The 17,062-nt window shown below is 60.2% G+C and carries 17 protein-coding genes; 7 read left to right on the top strand and 10 right to left on the bottom strand.

From position 1 onward, the window contains the following. Positions 1-33 precede the first annotated feature (33 nt). Both CARG_RS00290 and CARG_RS00285 read right to left on the bottom strand, forming a co-directional pair. A complete protein-coding gene (locus tag CARG_RS00290) occupies positions 34-843 on the bottom strand; it encodes a PrsW family intramembrane metalloprotease (protein ID WP_020975386.1) in 810 nt (269 codons plus the stop codon). Continuing rightward, positions 840-1,505: a type III secretion system chaperone family protein gene (locus CARG_RS00285; protein WP_144198437.1), complete on the bottom strand. Its 666-nt coding sequence runs from the start codon at positions 1,503-1,505 to the stop codon at positions 840-842. The genes CARG_RS00290 and CARG_RS00285 overlap by 4 nt, the downstream gene beginning before the upstream one ends. Before the next feature lie 19 nt (positions 1,506-1,524). Between CARG_RS00285 and CARG_RS00280 the strand changes: the two genes are divergently transcribed. The 3 genes from CARG_RS00280 to CARG_RS00270 are packed head-to-tail and all read left to right on the top strand — an operon-like array spanning position 1,525 to position 4,631. Next, the gene (locus CARG_RS00280) at positions 1,525-3,519 is read left to right on the top strand and encodes a M13 family metallopeptidase (protein ID WP_020975384.1); all 1,995 of its coding nucleotides are present in this window, start codon (positions 1,525-1,527) and stop codon (positions 3,517-3,519) included. Between the two features lie 10 nt (positions 3,520-3,529). Next, a complete protein-coding gene (locus CARG_RS00275) occupies positions 3,530-3,730 on the top strand; it encodes a hypothetical protein (protein ID WP_020975383.1) in 201 nt (66 codons plus the stop codon). Further along, complete coding sequence (locus CARG_RS00270; RefSeq protein WP_020975382.1) at positions 3,702-4,631, top strand: alpha/beta hydrolase; 930 nt, start codon at positions 3,702-3,704, stop codon at positions 4,629-4,631. Before CARG_RS00275 ends, CARG_RS00270 begins: the two co-directional genes overlap by 29 nt. Positions 4,632-4,643: 12 nt before the next feature. On the opposite strand, the gene CARG_RS00265 is transcribed toward CARG_RS00270, so the two are convergent. From CARG_RS00265 to CARG_RS00240, 5 genes are all read right to left on the bottom strand, one after another. Further along, the gene (locus CARG_RS00265) at positions 4,644-5,447 is read right to left on the bottom strand and encodes a VOC family protein (protein WP_020975381.1); all 804 of its coding nucleotides are present in this window, start codon (positions 5,445-5,447) and stop codon (positions 4,644-4,646) included. Positions 5,448-5,518: 71 nt separating this feature from the next. Then, positions 5,519-5,866, bottom strand: coding sequence for an RNA-binding S4 domain-containing protein (locus CARG_RS09745; RefSeq protein WP_020975380.1), 348 nt, complete (start codon positions 5,864-5,866; stop codon positions 5,519-5,521). Between the two features lie 95 nt (positions 5,867-5,961). After that, positions 5,962-6,687, bottom strand: coding sequence for an SDR family oxidoreductase (locus CARG_RS00255; RefSeq protein ID WP_020975379.1), 726 nt, complete (start codon positions 6,685-6,687; stop codon positions 5,962-5,964). Positions 6,688-7,195: 508 nt separating this feature from the next. Beyond that, a complete protein-coding gene (locus CARG_RS00245) occupies positions 7,196-7,831 on the bottom strand; it encodes a DNA-3-methyladenine glycosylase I (RefSeq protein ID WP_041747196.1) in 636 nt (211 codons plus the stop codon). 476 nt (positions 7,832-8,307) lie between these two features. Then, positions 8,308-8,802 (bottom strand): methylated-DNA--[protein]-cysteine S-methyltransferase, encoded by a 495-nt coding sequence (locus tag CARG_RS00240; RefSeq protein WP_236620145.1) that lies wholly within the window; start codon positions 8,800-8,802, stop codon positions 8,308-8,310. Between the two features lie 149 nt (positions 8,803-8,951). On the opposite strand from CARG_RS00240, the gene CARG_RS00235 reads away from it, so the two are divergent. Further along, positions 8,952-11,894 (top strand): ATP-dependent RNA helicase, encoded by a 2,943-nt coding sequence (locus tag CARG_RS00235; protein WP_236620144.1) that lies wholly within the window; start codon positions 8,952-8,954, stop codon positions 11,892-11,894. Between the two features lie 219 nt (positions 11,895-12,113). Here the strand turns inward: CARG_RS00235 and CARG_RS09475 are convergent, their stop codons facing one another. Continuing rightward, on the bottom strand, positions 12,114-12,992 hold the full coding sequence (locus CARG_RS09475; protein ID WP_020975374.1) for a hypothetical protein: 879 nt from the start codon (positions 12,990-12,992) through the stop codon (positions 12,114-12,116). 70 nt (positions 12,993-13,062) lie between these two features. Next, complete coding sequence (locus CARG_RS00225) at positions 13,063-13,383, bottom strand: YbjQ family protein (RefSeq protein WP_020975373.1); 321 nt, start codon at positions 13,381-13,383, stop codon at positions 13,063-13,065. A gap of 172 nt (positions 13,384-13,555) precedes the next feature. On the opposite strand from CARG_RS00225, the gene CARG_RS10125 reads away from it, so the two are divergent. The 3 genes from CARG_RS10125 (at position 13,556) to mmsB (ending at position 16,451) form a co-directional block, all read left to right on the top strand. Further along, on the top strand, positions 13,556-13,711 hold the full coding sequence (locus CARG_RS10125; protein ID WP_169733180.1) for a hypothetical protein: 156 nt from the start codon (positions 13,556-13,558) through the stop codon (positions 13,709-13,711). A 289-nt stretch (positions 13,712-14,000) separates the two neighbouring features. Then, positions 14,001-15,518, top strand: a complete 1,518-nt coding sequence (locus CARG_RS00220) for a CoA-acylating methylmalonate-semialdehyde dehydrogenase (protein ID WP_020975372.1) — start codon at positions 14,001-14,003, stop codon at positions 15,516-15,518. 42 nt (positions 15,519-15,560) lie between these two features. Beyond that, on the top strand, positions 15,561-16,451 hold the full coding sequence (mmsB, locus tag CARG_RS00215) for a 3-hydroxyisobutyrate dehydrogenase (protein ID WP_020975371.1): 891 nt from the start codon (positions 15,561-15,563) through the stop codon (positions 16,449-16,451). Positions 16,452-16,465: 14 nt separating this feature from the next. Here the strand turns inward: mmsB and CARG_RS00210 are convergent, their stop codons facing one another. Then, on the bottom strand, positions 16,466-17,047 hold the full coding sequence (locus CARG_RS00210) for a TetR/AcrR family transcriptional regulator (RefSeq protein WP_020975370.1): 582 nt from the start codon (positions 17,045-17,047) through the stop codon (positions 16,466-16,468). Positions 17,048-17,062 lie beyond the last annotated feature (15 nt).

Below are 17,062 nucleotides of genomic sequence, written 5' to 3'. Positions count from 1 at the left end.
CACGCTGCACTCAGGTAGAACCGCACACTGCGCTCAGTAGTGGACCATCGCAAAGTCCGGCTTCTTCGCCTTCTTCCACGAGTACGCAACAATACCAATGACGGTGCTGTACATAACGACCCCGACGCACACCATCACCATGACCGATGTGTCTTCCGATGGCCATTGAATATTCCAGGTGAAGTGGCATGCAAACGCGAGAAACAGCCACCCACATACTTGACTAAGCCGCCAGATGACGCCGCGTTGGGCACTGAACAATGCTAGACCGATGCCCCATCCGGCGATGCCGCTGAGCATACCGTGGATGCCGGGGCCAAAAATGGTGCGCATGCCCCACATGCTGAGGGTTCCCGCGACGTCAGAAACTGGGTCGAGCACAGCGCCTGTGCCACCGTAGAGGGTGTTTTCGACGACTTCGAAGCCGATGCCGACGACGATACCGACCACAAGTCCGTGCCACGGGCGGTTGAAGTTGCGGTATGCGGTCAGGACTAGGAATACGCCGAGTGCTTTGACTGCTTCTTCGGGGTAGGCGCCGCCCATGGAGGCTTCGAACATGTCGAGCCCGTACATGATCATGAGAGTGGAGGCGCTCGTTCCAGTGGCGAAGATGATGACCATAGATGCGAACCCGCCCCACAGTAGCGCGGGTAGTAGCCACCACGATTTCCCTTGGGGCCATTGGGGTAGCAGGCGCAGCAATAGGACAAAGAGGGATACTTCAACTACTGAGAGTGCGACGCCGAGCATGACGGCGGACCAGGATTGCATGACCCCGATGCCGACGATGGTGCCGATGGCCAGGGTGATCCAGAGGGACCAGAAGGATATTTTGCTCATGCTTTCACCTCGGTGTCGGGGATGGCGGGCAGGTCGGCGTCGTCGGGGAGGATGCCTGCGCCGGCGAAGGTTTGTGCGACGAGTTCCCTGTAGGGGGCGTCACCTTGGACGTAGGCGACGAGCCAGGCTTTAGCGAGGTCGGAGTCTGGTTTGTCGATTTCTTCTTTTTGTTCCGGGGTGAGCACGTCGGGGTTGATGTGGGTGTAGGGGATCATGGCGGTCAGTTCCTCATTGTCTTCGTTGTCCAGGATGAGGGCTGGGCCTTGTTGGGTGTACACACCGCCGACGGGTACGTCGGGTCCGTTGCTTGCGGCGGCGGCTTCGTCCCGCAGCCCACGGGTGAGGCGTCTGATGGCCAGTTCCTTCGCGGCGTCATTATCTTCAATTTCTTCGACGATGTAGCCGGTGAGGAATGTGCCTTCGCACAACCAGGATTTTCCGATGTCCATGGGGCCGTCTTCGCAGCGTAGGGGTTTGCCGTCGGGTTTGACGATAGGGATGGCGGGGAGGTCGTAGAATCCGGCGCCCACTTCAACTTCGCTGTATGTGGTGGGGTTTTCGTGGCTGAGCACGAGGACTGCAGGTAGCGCCATGACGACGATAAATATGCCGATGACGGCGGACCACAGTGGGTAGCGCACAATTGGCCTCAGTTGATACATACCCACTAAAGTACCGCCCATGGATGATCTTTACCGCTCAATTAATGGCCGTTGGTTGGATACTCATGAGATTCCGGCGGATCGGGCGTCGGATGGTAATTTTCATCAGTTGCGTGACCAGGCGGAAGAGCAGGTTCATGCGATTGTGCGTGAGGGGGATGGTTTAGCTTGCGCGTTGTACCGGAGTTTTATGGATGAGTCGGCGATTCCGGGGGTAGAGGCGTTGGCGGATGATTTTTCGCTTGTTGACGTCGCGTCGGTTGCGGATTTCTTGCGGGGTGCGGGTCAGCTGGATCGTGTGGGGGTTGGGGGGCCGGTGGCGTGTTATGTAGCGAAGTCGGCGGCTGATGAGCAGGTTGTTTTGTATGTGTATCAGTCGGGGTTGGGGTTGCCGGATGAGGCTTATTATCGGGAGGCTTCGCATGCGCCGGTGTTGGAGGCGTATCGTGCGCATATTGCTCGGATGTTGCCTTTTGCGAAGGAGTTTTTGGCGGGCGAGTGGGCGTCGGCGGAGCGTGAGCTTGCAGGCAATGCTGATGGGGCTGCGTTACATAATGACTCCACAGAAAATAATGGAGCAACAAAAAATAATGACGCCGCGGTGGCTGCTGTGTTAGCGGATCGCATTATTGCCCTAGAGACTGATCTGGCGCGGGGCCATGTGGATGTGGTTGCGGCGCGCGACGCGGAGGCTCGTTTTAACCCGGGTACGGTTGCTGACTTGCCGGGCAGCGCTCAGGCGTTGTTGTTGGCGATGGGTGCGCAGGCGGATTGGCCTATTAATAATGCGATGCCGGATTATCTGACGCATCTTGATGGTTTGCTTACTGAGGAGCGCTTGCCTGATTTTATTTTGGCGGCGAAGTGGAACATTCTTGCCTCGCGTGCGGGTTTGCTGCGGGATGAGATTTCGAAGGCGAACTTTGAGTTCTTTGGCACCCAGCTGACGGGGGCGACGCAGCAGCGGGATCGTTGGAAGCGTGCTGTTGGTTTGGCGGAGAACCTGGTCGGTTTTTCGATCGGCAAGGAGTTTGTGCAGCGACATTTCCCCGCGGCGTCAAAAATTGCGATGGATGGGTTGGTTGAGCAGCTGCTGGATGCTTACCGCCAGCGGATCAGCCAGTTGGGGTGGATGACTGAGGCGACGCGCGAGAAGGCGTTGGTGAAGTTGGGAAGCTTTAAGGCCAAGATTGGCTACCCCGAGACGTGGATTGATTATGAGGGTTTGGAGTTTTCCGCGTCGGGTGCGGACGTGGTGGCCAATGTTCGTGCTGGTAGTGAGTGGAATCATGATTATTCTTTGTCGAAGGTTGGCAAGCCGGCGGATCGCGATGAGTGGGTGACGACCCCGCAGACGGTGAATGCTTTTTACAACCCGGTAGTCAATGACATCACGTTCCCCGCGGCAATTCTGCAGCCGCCCTTCTTCGATGTTGATGCGGATCCGGCGGCGAACTTTGGTGCGATTGGTGCTGTGATTGGTCACGAGATCGGCCATGGGTTTGATGACCAGGGGTCGAAGTATGACGAGGTCGGGAATTTGAATTCGTGGTGGTCGGATGAGGATCGTGCCGCGTTTGAGTCCTTGACTGAGGTGCTGGTGGAGCAGTTTGATGGGCTGGTTCCGTCGGCGTTGCAGGGTTCTGCGGGTGCTGCGGGCGCTGAGGGCACTGACGCCGCGTCGGCTGGGGTGAACGGTCGCTTTACTCTAGGCGAGAACATTGGTGACCTGGGCGGTTTGGGTATTGCTGTGGTGGCGTACCGAAACCTGATGGAGGAGCGGGGCGAGCAGCCGAATTATGTAGAGCTGTTTAATTCCTGGGCGCGTGTGTGGCGCAATAAGGTCCGCCCGGAGATGGCGGCGCAGTTGTTGGCGATGGATCCGCATTCGCCGGCGGAGTTCCGCTGCAATGTGATCGCGGCGAACATTCCAGAGTTTTACGAAGCCTTCCCCGAAACAGACGAGTCCAGCCCTATGTGGATTGATCCGGAGCGCCGACTAACAATCTGGTAGAACTTCTACCATGAGCACACCGGTACTGGAGCTGCAGCAGGTCACCCGCATGATCGGACCCTACGCCAGCCCCATCGAACCCGAAACCTGGCACACCATACTATGGGTCGGGGTTGGGCTGCCGATGATTCTCGCCGCCGCGGGATACATTGTCGAGCTGGTTGCATCTACGATGGTCAAGCATGAGCATCGAGCACGCCTTGAGCGATGAGGAACAGCTGTCCCAACTGCAGTGGTACTTCGGGGAGCACCACCCCCAGCCGGACGCCGCCGCACCCTGGAGTCGGCAGCAGGATGGTGAGGAGCTAGAACACGCTGGTGGGGAGCTAGAACAGTGGGCCGCGCGCCTGCCCGACCGCCTCACCCACACCGCCATGATGCTCCTCGGCTCCGCCCTCGACCACACCATGCCCGGCCACGCATGGATCGACGGAATCACCGCCACCACCAGCCCATACGGCACCGTCTTCACCCCCACCGGATCCGGCACCATTGCTGCCACCCCCACCGGACGCTGGGGCATCGCCCTCCACGGCGGTAGCTTCTGGCGCGGCGACGGCGCATCCCGCGACCACGCATGGCACCCCGAAGTCGCGGCGCTGGCACAACTAACTGGAATCACCATCCTCGACGTCGACTATCCCCTCTACCCCACCCCACTAAATGACGCCGTCGAACAGGTGCGGGAGGCCGCCGCCTGGGCGCGCGAACAAAGCACAAACAGTGGGCAGGACAGTTCTGAAGTTCCAGCAAGCTCTAAAAATCAGAACAGCACCCCGCTTGCCTGGTACGGGGCCTCCGCCGGCGCCGCCCTCGCACTCATCGCAGCGCAACCACAAGACCGCCTCGTCGCCACCCGCCCCCTGCTCACCCTCAACGGACTGCCTGACGCCTACCGACGCGACGTCACCCTCCCCCAACCCGGCGCATGGCCCACAACCCTCATCCAACAAGGCAGCCACGACACACGAGTACAGCCCTACGCCGAACTCCACCCCAACACAGACAACACAAACATCACCGTCGAAACCTACGTGGCCGACCACATGATCATCGTCCCCACCGAAGCACGACGCCGCCACCGCGACGCCGCCACCTACCTACGCGCCTAAACCCCCGCGACGTCAGGACAAATTACTCAGGTCGATCCCCGCCAAAGGATCACCCTCATGCCCCTCCACAACAGGCTCATCGACCTCGCACAACGTCACCGCCGCACCCGTCGAATCCGCAACCACACACATCCGCCCAAACTCACTATCCCAAGGCTCACGCACAACCTCCCCACCCAAAGACACAGCCCTCTCACACGCAGCCCCCGCATCCTTCACACCAACATACGTGCTCCAAAAACTCGGAACATGCGACTCCGGGCCACCCCACACCCCAGCAAAAGCCGCCCCATCCGCCAACGCCGTCGTATACTGCGCACCCTCAATACTCGCAGTCGCCCAACCAAACAACTCCGAATAAAACTCCACAGCCTCCCCATAATGATTAGTGCACGTCAACTCGTGCCACACCGCAGTGCCAGGCTCCCCACCAGCAACAAAAGCCTCCTCACTATGCGGCTCAATCACACCAAACAACGCCCCCGCCGGATCCGCCAACAACGCCATCGAACCCAACTGCACCTCCGTCGGCGGAGCAAAAACCGCACCCCCCAACTCACGAACCTGCGCAACCGTCGCCTCAATATCATCAGCCAAAAAATGCGTCACCCACATATCCGCCGCATTCGAATCCTCCGGCTGCGCAATCAACCCAGCCACCGGCAAACCCTGACAACGCGCCAAACGATACCCCGGCACCGCCTCCTCAAACTCCCACCCCAACAACTCCGAATAAAAATGAGCCGACTTGCGGACATCGCTACTCATCAAGTCGATCCAATAAGGCATCCCGTGCTGGGCCATAAATGCAGGCATAACGCTTCGCTTTCAGTTAATAATTTTGGGTTTTAAGACAGTCTAAGCGTCACAGCCACAACAGGCCCACACTAGGCATCCTCACCGCCAGCAATGGGAATCTCATCCAAATTGCCCAAAACGCTCGGATCGAACCCAGGCGCCCACTCCGCCGCAACCCCCGCGACGTCATCACTAGCAGCCGCAGAACCCGCAGCAAGCACCCGCACCGCAACCGGCGACGGCTCCACCGCCACCTCCACAACATCCCCCACCCGAACAGTCCGCCCCCGACGCGAATCAACCTCCCCATTCACCGACACAGCCCCCTCAGCCAGCAGCGCCTTCGCCTCGCCGCCAGTCTCCACCAGGTTCGCAAGCTTGATCAACTGGCCGAGCTTAATCGTCGTGTCGCGGATCTCCACATCAACAGGGTGCATGCAACACAGTCTATGGCACAAGCCAACAGGCCCGCTAAAACTGCAACGGCCCCGATAAAACAGCAGCAGTCACGCACCCCGCCGCAACCAGCCGACTACACCTGGTCGCGCGGCATAATCGTCATCGCATCAATATTCATATGCGCCGGCAAACTAGCAACCCACCGGACCGCCTCCGCAATGTCCTCCGCAGTCAAATTCAAATGACCCTCATACACCTTATTCGCGCGGGCAGCATCCCCCTTGAACCGCTTCAAAGAAAACTCAGTCTTCACACGGCCCGGATCCAACTCGCAAATACGCAACGGCTCCCCCTGCAACTCAAGACGCAACACCCGAGTCATCGCAGCCACACCATGCTTCGCCGCGTTATAACCAGCACCACCAACATAAGGCACGCGAGCCGCAATGCTACCAATATTGATAATCTGGCCCTCCGCGTCAATCAGTTTCTGCAGCAAAGCCTTCGTGACCCGCAACGTACCCAACACGTTGGTGTCGTACATCCACTGCCAATCATCCAAATCAGCATCAGCAACGCTATCAAGCCCCTTAGCGCCACCAGCATTGTTAACAAGCAGGTCGCAGCGATCAATCGCGGCCGCAAATTCTGCAACCGAATCAGCATCAGTGACGTCGAGGGGCAGCGCGGTCCCCCCGATCTCCTCCGCAATGGCAGTCAACTTGTCGACGCTGCGAGAGGCAACGATCACGTGCCATCCGTCAGCGGCGAGGGCGCGGGCGCTCGCTTCGCCAATGCCGGTGGAGCCGCCGGTCACTACGGCAATTTTTCCCTGGGTGGTGGGGAGCTGGGTGGTCATGTCGGTTGTTCCTCCTCGAAGTGGGCGGTGGGTTGGGGGCGGCCCGAGGTGGGGCGCGTGACGTACTCCATACAATCACAATGTGGGGTGCGGTGGTGGGCGGGGCGGTGTTTTGTCAGTGATTCACATACAAGCAGCGTCGGAGGCGCCGCCAGCTTAGAAGGGCGGGTTACCGACGTCAGGTTCGTAGGGTGGGAAGTCGAACCAATCACCCATCCGTGGACCGTCGTTGATATCTTTTGGAAGAACCCCGTTAGTGTTCCTGTTCCATCCCTTTACCTCGGCTGCATTGATTAGGCCTTGTTCTAGGGCTTCCCTGTGCAGTTTCGCTGCGTTCGAGTGGTCCGCAAGGGTCTCACCGTTTGTGATGAACCGGCCGTGCGGATCCGCGCACCCGATCCGACCGTCAGGCGCTGTACACATAAACCAACCGCGCTTACGACTATCGTCATTCCGCTTGTGGTGATAGTGGCATAGCAGCACCCCCTAAAAGTCTCCGGTTGGTAGATCAGTACATCGGCTCAATCAACGGTGAAGCACCAAGAATGCGGTCGTCAACCAGGCCAATCGCCTGCATCAGCGCATACATTGTCTTCGGGCCCACATATTTAAAACCACGCTTACGCAGTGCCTTTGCAAGCTGCTTCGACTCCTCCGTCCAGGTAGGGATATCCGCCGACGACAAAGGAAGAGGCTGTGCTTCAGGGGTAAAGGAACGCACCAAACCAACCAAACCACCAGGCTCATCGCGCAGTGCGATGGTGGCCCGCGCGTTGCTCAACACCGCGCCAATTTTCGAAGGATTGCGGATAATGCCCGGGCACTCAAGAACAAACTCTAAATCCCGTTCATCCCACAGCGAGAGAACCTCGGGATCAAAATCAGCCAACGCCAAGCGGAAAATCTCGCGCTTCTGCAATATCAACGACCAAGACAACCCAGCTTGTAACCCTTCCAGCGAAAGGCGCTCAAATAAGTCCTTTTCCGCCAAGATAGGGTCATCCGGCAGAGGCCGACCCCACTCTGTGTCGTAATAATCACAAAGCAATCCACTAGCAGCAGCCCAACTAGGCCGCACTCGCCCATCCGAACACAGCACAAGACCCTCAGCTAACCCAACAGGCCCCTCATAGACTCCAGGCATAGCATCATCATAAGAGCCTTCGTCGAAAACATCCTCGAACCTGTCGAGCTGGCTACTGATATTGATAACTCTTCCGTACATTTGAAACACCCCTTCTTCTGTGGAAAAACCCACAGGTCAAATGATCAATCCCGAGTAAAAATACAACCAACTTTTTGGTTTGCTATCACTCTATAAAACCGACCGGACAGCGCAGCCGCTAGAAAGGATGGATACAGTCGAACATTCGAATAAAATCGAATAGAATCGAGATAGTGGCCGGTAGGGGAAGTCTTAAGTTTTTAAAAAACCGAACAAATGTACCAACCCGCGGCCTCGACAACTACCCCTAGCGGCAGCATTCACTCGTAAAATCCAACGAACGCAGCCAACCGCTGGAACCCCTTTGTTGCAAAAGACCACAACCTGGTCCCGTTTTGTATGTGAATCACTGACACAAGGGCTCCGGGCCACACCTCACTAAGGTGCCGCCACGCCTACCGGTATGACCGATATGTCTGCTCCAACTCTAACAACAACCGCTTCGCCCCCACCCCACCCCTATAATTCCCCAAACTCCCATCCGATCGAATCACCCTATGACACGGAATCAACAACGGCACCGGATTCATCGCACACGCCGTCCCCGCCGCCCTCGACGCCGCAGCACTCCCCGCCAATCCCGCCAATGCACCGTAACTACACGTCTGCCCATACCCAATCCCCCGCAACGCATGCAGAGCGCGCGCCGCAAACCCACCGTCGTTCCACGCGGCGTCATCAATCGGAACACTAAAAACCTGCCGCTCACCAGCGAAATATTCACGGATTTGGGTAGTGGCAGCATCAACAATGGGGTGGCTGCGCGCCCCGCGATAAATCGTGCCGAAATCAATGGTACACACGCCCCGCTCCGACGCATGCACACTCAACGGCCCGATCGGAGTATCCACAACCGTGCCGTAAAGCGCCCTAGTATTGCCGCTCAGCATGGGTTTTAGTGTATCCGGCAGCAACACCCCACACGATGACGCCGCGCTGGCACCACCCCAACCACCACACGGCCGCCATACTGCACCCCCACGGCGCCGCCACTCAGCTACCCCACGAAACCCCGAACTCGGCCGGTACACTGATGCGGGTGGACACGGCGAAAGCGCAGGCGAACAACACACCACAGCCCGACAATGGCAGCAACCCGGTGAAAGGCGTAGCCACCAGTGGAGGCAAGGACGGGGGCTCGGGTGGGGTGAGGTCGTTCCCCTTCGACCTGAAGCATATCGGCAATGGTCTTCCGGTCGCAGACTGCGTCGACGAATTCCTGCGCGCCACAGCCACCAATCCGACCATTGTGGTGGAGGCTCCCCCTGGCACCGGTAAGTCCACACTGATTCCCCCACTGCTCGCGAATATCCTGGCCGCCCGGACGGAAAACCCAGCCAACAGCCACGAGGCTCAGAAGGTTGTGGTGGTTGCGCCCCGGCGCGTCGCCGTCCGCTCAGCAGCAGGGCGATTGCAACAGTTGCATCGCAGCGTCATTAAGGAAAATCACCCCGGGCAGAAGCAAGATTCTGCGGCGAAAACGCAGGCAACGGGGAGCGGTTCGGCCCGGGATGTGGGCTACGCGATCCGTGGGGAAACTCAGGCGGGGCGGCGCGTGGAGTTCGTGACCCCCGGCGTGCTGCTGCGAAGGCTGCTTGCGGACCCGGAATTGGACGGCGTCGGGGCGGTCGTGCTGGATGAGGTCCACGAGCGTCAACTGGACGTGGATGTGCTGCTGGCGATGCTGCGGGAACTTGCGCTGCTGCGGGAGGATTTTCTACTGGTAGCGATGTCGGCGACGATTGATGCCTCGCGCTTTGCGTCCTTTCTTGAGGCACCAGTGATGTCTGTGGCAGCCGCAACCTATCCGGTCGAAGTGGAGTATGCGCCCCACCCGGGGCGAGTTTCCGGGGATCGGCGGGAGTTCTGGGCGCATGTCGCGAAGGTGGCGGCGCGAGAGTTGATGGCCGACCCACAGCATTCCGTTCTGGTGTTCGCCCCTGGGGTACGCGAGGTGGAATCGGTGTGCGCACTGGTTGACGCCGAGCTGCAAAACGGCGGGGCACGGGCAGGTGGGCACGGGGGCGCAGCCAGTTTGCAGCAAAGTGGTCCGCGTGTAGTTCCATTGCATGGGCGGCAGTCTTCGCGGGAGCAAGATGCTGCGCTACGCCCAGGCGGGCAAGATGGCGCGGTGGGGCGGGTGATTGTCGCGACGTCGATAGCTGAATCCTCCGTCACGGTGCCTGGGGTACGGACAGTTGTGGACAGTGGGTTGGCGCGTGTGCCGCGGCAGGATGCGGGGCGCGGAATGTCGGGGTTGGTGACGTTGTCGGCCGCGCGGTCGAGCATGGACCAGCGGGCCGGACGTGCGGGACGTGAGGCACCAGGGCGTGTGGTGCGCTGCATGTCGGAGGCGGAATATGCGCAGGCTGCGGCGTTTAATTCTCCTGAGATCAGCACGCGTGACCTGACGGATGCGCGCCTGCAGGTGGCCTGTTGGGGGCCGGTTGAATGGTTCGAAGCGCCGCCGCAGGTTGCGTGGCAGCAGGCGGAGGCATTGTTGGTGTCGTTAGGTGCGTTGGCCGCGAAAAATGATGCTGGTGTTGGGGGTGGCTCCGGCGGTGATAGCGATGGCTCTGGTGTTGGGGGTGGCTCCGATGCGGATTTAGTGGTGACGTCGCGGGGGAGGCGCATGGCAGCGATCCCTGCGGATCCACGGATTGCCGAGGCGCTGTTGTCCTTGGGTACGGATGCGGCCAGGTGGGCGGCAGTGTTGACAGCGCAACCGTCGGGGGATGTTGCGCGGTGGGTGCCGGCGTCCGCCGCGGAACGCAAGCGGATCGACAAAACCCAACAGCGGTTCGAAGCATTAGTACGTAAGCAGCAAATAAGCAGAAGAGATCAGGCTAATGTGCCGGCCGGTGCACAAACGGTGGTCGGTAAGCAGGACGAACAGGGAATCGAGGTAAGCGCCGGATTGGCCTGTGGTTTTGCCTACCCTGGCCAGTTGGCACGCCTGATCGAAGGAAGCGACGGTACAGAGTACCTATTGGCTTCCGGCACGAGGGTACGCCTGCCCACGGGCGATCGAGGTTTCAGCAATCTGGTTGACCGTGAGTGGCTAGCGGTCGTGGAAGTATCCCTGTCGAACGCGCACAACCCTTCTGGCCGGGGTGGCGGGTCGGTGACGTCAGTTGCGACAGTGAGGTCCGCGGCGTCATTAAGTGAAAAGGAAGCACTGTGGGTGGCGGAGCAGACCGGCATGCTCAGCGAAGAAGTTGTAGCAGAATACAACTCGACTGCGGGGCGCCTGCAAGGTATCCGCGAGCGGCGAGTTGGGGCGATCATCCTCAACGAAACACGCGTCCAACTACAGCCCGACGAGGCTGCGCAAGCGGTAGCGGCAGCGATCCGAACGCACGGGCTTGCGCTGTTCGAGCCGCTCAGTGATGCCGCCCAAAACCTGCGCGAGCGAATGGCCTTCATCCAGGCCAACCAAGAGGCGCTACCGGGGCATCACCACGGCGCATGGCCAGACGTCAGCGAGCTTAACGACGGTGTCGGCGAAATTGGCGGGGTTGGCACGGTCGAGGAATGGCTCGCACCCGAACTACAAAAAATCGCCGACGGCACCCCCGTGAAAAAGATCGACCTGCTGGATGCCTTCCGCCGACTCCTCCCCTGGCCACAAGCAACCGAACTCGACACACTCGCACCCGAACGGTGGCGGGCGCCCAGCGGCAACACCCACCGCGTCGACTACAGCGACCCCACCCAACCCAAAGTCTCCTGCAAGCTGCAGGAATGCTTCGGCCTTGCGGAATCACCAGTGCTGTGCGGGCAGACCGTGCTGTTCGAGCTGCTCTCCCCCGCCGGCCGACCCCTAGCTATCACTGGCGACCTGCGCAGCTTCTGGGACGGCCCCTACTCGCAAGTCCGATCCGAAATGCGCGGCAGATACCCCAAGCATCCCTGGCCGGAAGATCCATGGGCGGCCACCGCGACGTCATTAACCAAAAAACGCCTCGAAGGGCGCACATAGAGGGGCGGCGGTCGGCCCCTGGTGCCCGCGATGATCAACCTAAACTCACTGTTCAAAAAATATCATTTGACCAGCACTAATCGGGATTTGTAGGGTTTCTAGGCCGATATTTGTAGGGTTCCTAACCGGTGATTCGTAGGGTCACTAAGCCGCTATTTGTAGGATCAGCGATGAGGAACGATCCGCCGATTTTGTTAGTGATTCACATACAAAAACCCGTTAGAACCGTGGGAGGATCGCGGCGTCAGGAATCGCATTGCGCAAACCCAACGGGTCGCTGGGTGCCAAGCGGGCCTTCAACTCAGACCCGTATATTCCAGGCACGCTGGAGGAGCCCACATTGATCGACGGCGCGCCACCCACAGCACCCGGGGCGGCCGTCACGGCACCACCGGCTGCGGCTGCTCGAACCCCGGCGAGGTCGTCGGTCAGCTGGTGGGCGGGGCCGTAGGTGCGGGCAGCGATCACGTAGTCGGGGCCAATGCTGACTGTTGTGTTGATGCTGCCGTCGTCGGCCCAGCCAAACTTTGTGGCCCACACGCCGGGGATGGTGGCGGTGCCGTAGTTTTGTGCGTAGCCGTCGCTGGCGACGGGTGCTGCGCCTGCCATCGCGTTGATGATGGGTGCGGCTCCGGGGTCGCGGCGGAGTTCCTGCGCGAAGCGAGCAATGTCGTGCATGCTGGTGCTGGTGGCTCCCCAGTAGGCACCGGGGGTTGTTTCGGTGAGGTGGTAGTCGTTGACCACGTCTCGGATGGCGTTGGGGTAGGTGTGGTCGAGGTGGGTGGCGATGCCGTCGTCGCTGAGGCGGATCATCGGGTCTACTAGGGCTTTGTCCGCTGGTACGCCGTGCCGCAGCACCCAGTGTGCGAGCAGCAGTTTGGCGAGGGATTCAGCAGGGCCTTGTGCGTGTGCACCGGGGGTGTCGTATTCGGTCCCGTTGTCGTTGTGGATGGCGACCGTAGTGCGACCAGGCACTGTTCCGGGGTCGATGGTGAGGGCATGTGCTTGGGGTGCGGTCAGTGCGCTAGCTGCGACGCCGAGGGTTGCGAGGATTGCGGTGGCGACGCGGCGTCGTTGGTGTGTTTTTGTTTTGTTCACGTGGATGTTTTCTCTTGTGTTGTTGCGCGCGGGCTGCGCTGTTGTGCGGTGTTGTGGATGGGGTTAGGGCTTATTGGAGTTTGACGGCGGTGCCACAGGCGGTGACCATGAGCATGCTGCCATTGGCTCCGAGGGTGCTGTAGTCGAGGGCGACGCCGACGATTGCGTCTGCGCCGAGTTCTTGGGCGCGGGTGACCATTTCGGCGAGGGCGTTTTCGCGGGCCATGACTGCTTCCCCTTCGTAGCTTGCGCTTCGTCCGCCGACGATGTTGCGGAGGCCTGCGCCGAGGTCTTTGAAAGCGTTGATGCCGGTGATGGTTTCGCCGGCGACGACTCGGAGGTATTGGCTGATGGTGTAGCCTTCGACGCTGTTGGTGGTTGTGACGATCATGGTGGGCTCCTGTGGTTGGGGGTTTGTTGTATTTTAGACTGCTCTTTGCCTTGACGGTGATGAGCCAGGACTGGCTGTTGGTTTCGCCACCGAGCTCGTCGGCCTGCAGTGTCAGCTGTGCGTTGTTGCCCTGGTCGGACACTTCGCCGTCCTTCAGGTTCTTCACCTTGACATGAGTGTCCCCGACTGCGATCTGCCCGGTGGGGTGGGCGGTAACGCCCAGCAACCAACCACTCCCATTGATGACGTCGCGAGATTCACCGTTCCCGGCGCGCCCACTACCCCAAGTGGTCCTAGCCAGCCTGCTCGCCCGGTGCAGCCTGAATAGCCTGGGCGCCCGGGTTCTGGCGGAGGCTTCTTCTCCTCTTAGTTACTTCACCCGTGGCTTGGCCTGTACTCCCCCTTTCGCCCCCTAGCGTGCACATTAACATTGCTGCTAGGGGGCGTTTGCATTCTTAACTGAGGGGGTAAACAGTGTTCACCATCACACAAACCCTTGCGCAAGACTGTGGCGCGCGTTACTCTCGTCCCTAATCCCGTGAGCGCCGACACGTTTACGGAAAAATGAATCTCCCCTTACATCCCAACCCAATGTCGCAGGTTTTAGGAGAAACCCCATGAGCAACCTAATCGGCCACTTCATCAACGGCGAGCGCACCCCCGGCAACCCCAACCACACCGCAGACGTACTCTGCCCCTCCACCGGCAAGGTCCAGGCACAGGTCAGCCTGGCGTCCACCGAGGAAGTCAACGAGGTCATCGAACTCGCCGCATCCGTCCAACCCAAGTGGGCTGCCACCAACCCCCAAAAGCGCATCCGCATCCTCATGAAGTGGATCAGCCTCATCAACGCCAACATGGATGAACTGGCCACCATGCTCTCCCTCGAGCACGGTAAAACCTTCGAAGATGCCAAGGGTGACGTCATCCGCGGCGTCGACGTCCTCGAATTCGCACTGTCCGCACCCCACATGCTCAAGGGTGAATACTCCGAGTCCGTCGGCACCGGCATCGACACCTACTCCATGCGCCAGCCCCTCGGCGTCGTTTCCGGCATCACCCCCTTCAACTTCCCGGCAATGATCCCGCTGTGGAAGGCCGGCCCCGCACTGGCATCCGGCAACGCCTTTATCCTCAAGCCCTCCGAGCGCGACCCCTCCGTCCCGCTGCGTCTCGCCGAACTGTTCATCGAAGCTGGCGGCCCCAAGGGTGTCTTCAACGTCATCAACGGCGATAAGGAAGCAGTCGACGCCATCCTCGACTCCCCCACCATCAAGGCCGTTGGCTTCGTCGGCTCCACCCCCATCGCGCAGTACATTTACGAACGCTGCGCAGCCACCGGCAAGCGCGCTCAGTGCTTCGGCGGCGCTAAGAACCACATGCTGATCCTCCCCGACGCCGACCTCGACCTCGTTGCCGACGCCCTCATCGGTGCCGCCTACGGCTCCGCCGGCGAACGCTGCATGGCCATCTCCGTCGCCGTCCCCGTCGGCAAGGAAACCGCCGACAACCTCCGCGCCAAGCTCGAAGAGCGCATCCCGAGCCTCAAGGTCGGCCACTCCCTCGACCCCGACGCCGCCTACGGCCCCTTGGTGTGCAAGCCCGCACTCGACCGCGTGCACAAGCTCATCGGTGAAGGCGTAGAAGCAGGCGCAGACCTCGTCATCGACGGTCGTGAGCACGGCGCCACCGACGCAGAATTCAACGGTGAATCCCTCACCGAAGGCTTCTTCATCGGCCCCAGCCTCTTCGACAACGTCACCACCGACATGAGCATCTACACCGAAGAAATCTTCGGCCCCGTGCTCTGCATCGTCCGAGCCAACAGCTTCGAAGAAGCACTCGCCCTGCCCAACGAACACGTCTACGGCAACGGTGTCTCCATCTTTACCGCCTCCGGTGAAGCCGCCCGCGAATTCGCATCCCGTGTCCAGGTCGGCATGGTCGGCATCAACGTTCCGATCCCTGTCCCGGTCGCGTACCACACCTTCGGTGGCTGGAAGGCCTCCGGCTTCGGCGACCTCAACCAGCACGGACCCGACTCCTTCCGCTTCTACACCAAGACCAAGACCGTCACCTCCCGCTGGCCCCGCATGACCACCGGCGCAGACTTCAGCATGCCGGTCATGGACTAACCCATCCAACCCCACACCCACCACGCAACAAGGAGACACACCATGACACGCCCCAACGTAGCCGTCATCGGCCTCGGCAACATGGGTGGCCCCATGGCCGCCAACCTCGTAAAGGCTGGCGTCACCGTCAACGGATTTGACGTCGTCGACGCCGCAAAAACCAAGGCAGCCGAAGCAGGCGTCACCGTGCATGACACCGCCGTCGACGCCGCGCAGGCCTCCGATGTCATCATCACCATGCTGCCCAACGGTGGCCTCGTCGCACAGGTTCTGATCGACATCATCGACGCCGTCGGTGACAATGCCAAGACCTTCGTCGACTGCTCAACCATCTCCGTAGGCGAAGCACAATCCAACGCTGAATTCGTTGGGGCCCGCGGCCACCGCTACCTCGATGCCCCCGTCTCCGGCGGCGTCGCAGGCGCCGCAGCCGGCACCCTCGCCTTCATGGTCGGCGGAAACGAGGAAGACCTCGAATCCATCCGTCCCCTCCTCGACATCATGGGCCGCTCCATCACCCTCTGCGGACCCGTCGGCACCGGCGAGGCCGCCAAACTGTGCAACAACATGATCCTCGGCGTCCAACAAATCGCCGTCGCCGAAGGCCTCGTCATGGGCCAGCGCCTAGGACTGACCTCCCAAGCGTTCTTCGACGTCGTGTCCAACTCCACCGGATCCTGCTGGGCACTGACCACCAACTGCCCCGCACCCGGAGTCCTCGGCAATGCCCCCGCCGACAACGACTACACCCCCGGCTTTGCCACCGACCTCATCGTCAAAGACCTCAACCTGGCGATGGACTCAGTCGAAGCCACCGGAACCGACGCACAACTAGGCCGCCTAGCAGCACAAATCTACAGCCAGCTGCAAGCCGACGGACTAGGTGCCAAAGACTGTTCCGTCATCTTCGACGAGCTCAAAGACCGCAACTAAAACACGTTGCAGCGTCAACACCCATCCAGCAAGCGCTGCAACGCACTGCCATAGTGATCCACCAACTCCTCGCGCTCATACGCATCAAACCCCGGATCACCCACCCTGCGCATAAACGACAACCCAGTCAACAACGCCACAACCTGCTGCGCGCGTAACCGCGGAGACGGACTCGCACCCGGAGCCTCCGCAGAAATCCGCTCAGCAACCACAGACAAAATATCTTCCTCCACACGACGCCCCATCGCCTGCAACGTCGAATCCGACCCCCCAGCAACCGTCAAAATACGCACCATCGAATAAGGCGAATCAACCGGAGCTAACAACGTCTCACGCGCAGCCGTCCGCCCCAACTGATCAAAAGGCCCCGCGAACAACGCCCGCGCAGAATCAGAAAAATCCAACGTCAGCTCAAACAAACGCTCCTTACTCGTACAGTGCTTGACCACCAACGAAGGACTCACACCAGCTGCATCCGCAATATCCCGAATAGACACAGCCGAAAAAGAATTCTGGCTAAACAACTGCCTGGCGCACTCGACAATCCGTTCACGCGTCGAACCCACCCCCTGCTCACCCGTGGCACATTCACTCATACGCACCAGTGTATG

The organism is Corynebacterium argentoratense DSM 44202 (assembly GCF_000590555.1).
Lineage (GTDB): Bacteria > Actinomycetota > Actinomycetes > Mycobacteriales > Mycobacteriaceae > Corynebacterium > Corynebacterium argentoratense.
The sequence above is the reverse complement of the archived record's forward strand: the minus strand, read 5'-3'. Positions and strand labels throughout refer to the sequence as shown.

Bases quoted from the DNA above. Each gene is read 5' to 3' on its own strand.
- CARG_RS10125 (WP_169733180.1), top strand. From the start codon at position 13,556: ATGAGTGTCCCCGACTGCGATCTGCCCGGTGGGGTGGGCGGTAACGCC.
- CARG_RS00220 (WP_020975372.1), top strand. From the start codon at position 14,001: ATGAGCAACCTAATCGGCCACTTCATCAACGGCGAGCGCACCCCCGGC.
- CARG_RS00265 (WP_020975381.1), bottom strand. From the start codon at position 5,447: ATGCCTGCATTTATGGCCCAGCACGGGATGCCTTATTGGATCGACTTG.
- CARG_RS00255 (WP_020975379.1), bottom strand. From the start codon at position 6,687: ATGACCACCCAGCTCCCCACCACCCAGGGAAAAATTGCCGTAGTGACC.
- CARG_RS09745 (WP_020975380.1), bottom strand. From the start codon at position 5,866: ATGCACCCTGTTGATGTGGAGATCCGCGACACGACGATTAAGCTCGGC.
- CARG_RS00290 (WP_020975386.1), bottom strand. From the start codon at position 843: ATGAGCAAAATATCCTTCTGGTCCCTCTGGATCACCCTGGCCATCGGC.
- CARG_RS00280 (WP_020975384.1), top strand. From the start codon at position 1,525: ATGGATGATCTTTACCGCTCAATTAATGGCCGTTGGTTGGATACTCAT.
- CARG_RS00275 (WP_020975383.1), top strand. From the start codon at position 3,530: ATGAGCACACCGGTACTGGAGCTGCAGCAGGTCACCCGCATGATCGGA.
- CARG_RS00245 (WP_041747196.1), bottom strand. From the start codon at position 7,831: ATGCCTGGAGTCTATGAGGGGCCTGTTGGGTTAGCTGAGGGTCTTGTG.
- mmsB (WP_020975371.1), top strand. From the start codon at position 15,561: ATGACACGCCCCAACGTAGCCGTCATCGGCCTCGGCAACATGGGTGGC.
- CARG_RS00240 (WP_236620145.1), bottom strand. From the start codon at position 8,802: ATGCTGAGCGGCAATACTAGGGCGCTTTACGGCACGGTTGTGGATACT.
- CARG_RS00210 (WP_020975370.1), bottom strand. From the start codon at position 17,047: ATGAGTGAATGTGCCACGGGTGAGCAGGGGGTGGGTTCGACGCGTGAA.
- CARG_RS00285 (WP_144198437.1), bottom strand. From the start codon at position 1,505: ATGTATCAACTGAGGCCAATTGTGCGCTACCCACTGTGGTCCGCCGTC.
- CARG_RS00225 (WP_020975373.1), bottom strand. From the start codon at position 13,383: ATGATCGTCACAACCACCAACAGCGTCGAAGGCTACACCATCAGCCAA.
- CARG_RS00270 (WP_020975382.1), top strand. From the start codon at position 3,702: ATGAGCATCGAGCACGCCTTGAGCGATGAGGAACAGCTGTCCCAACTG.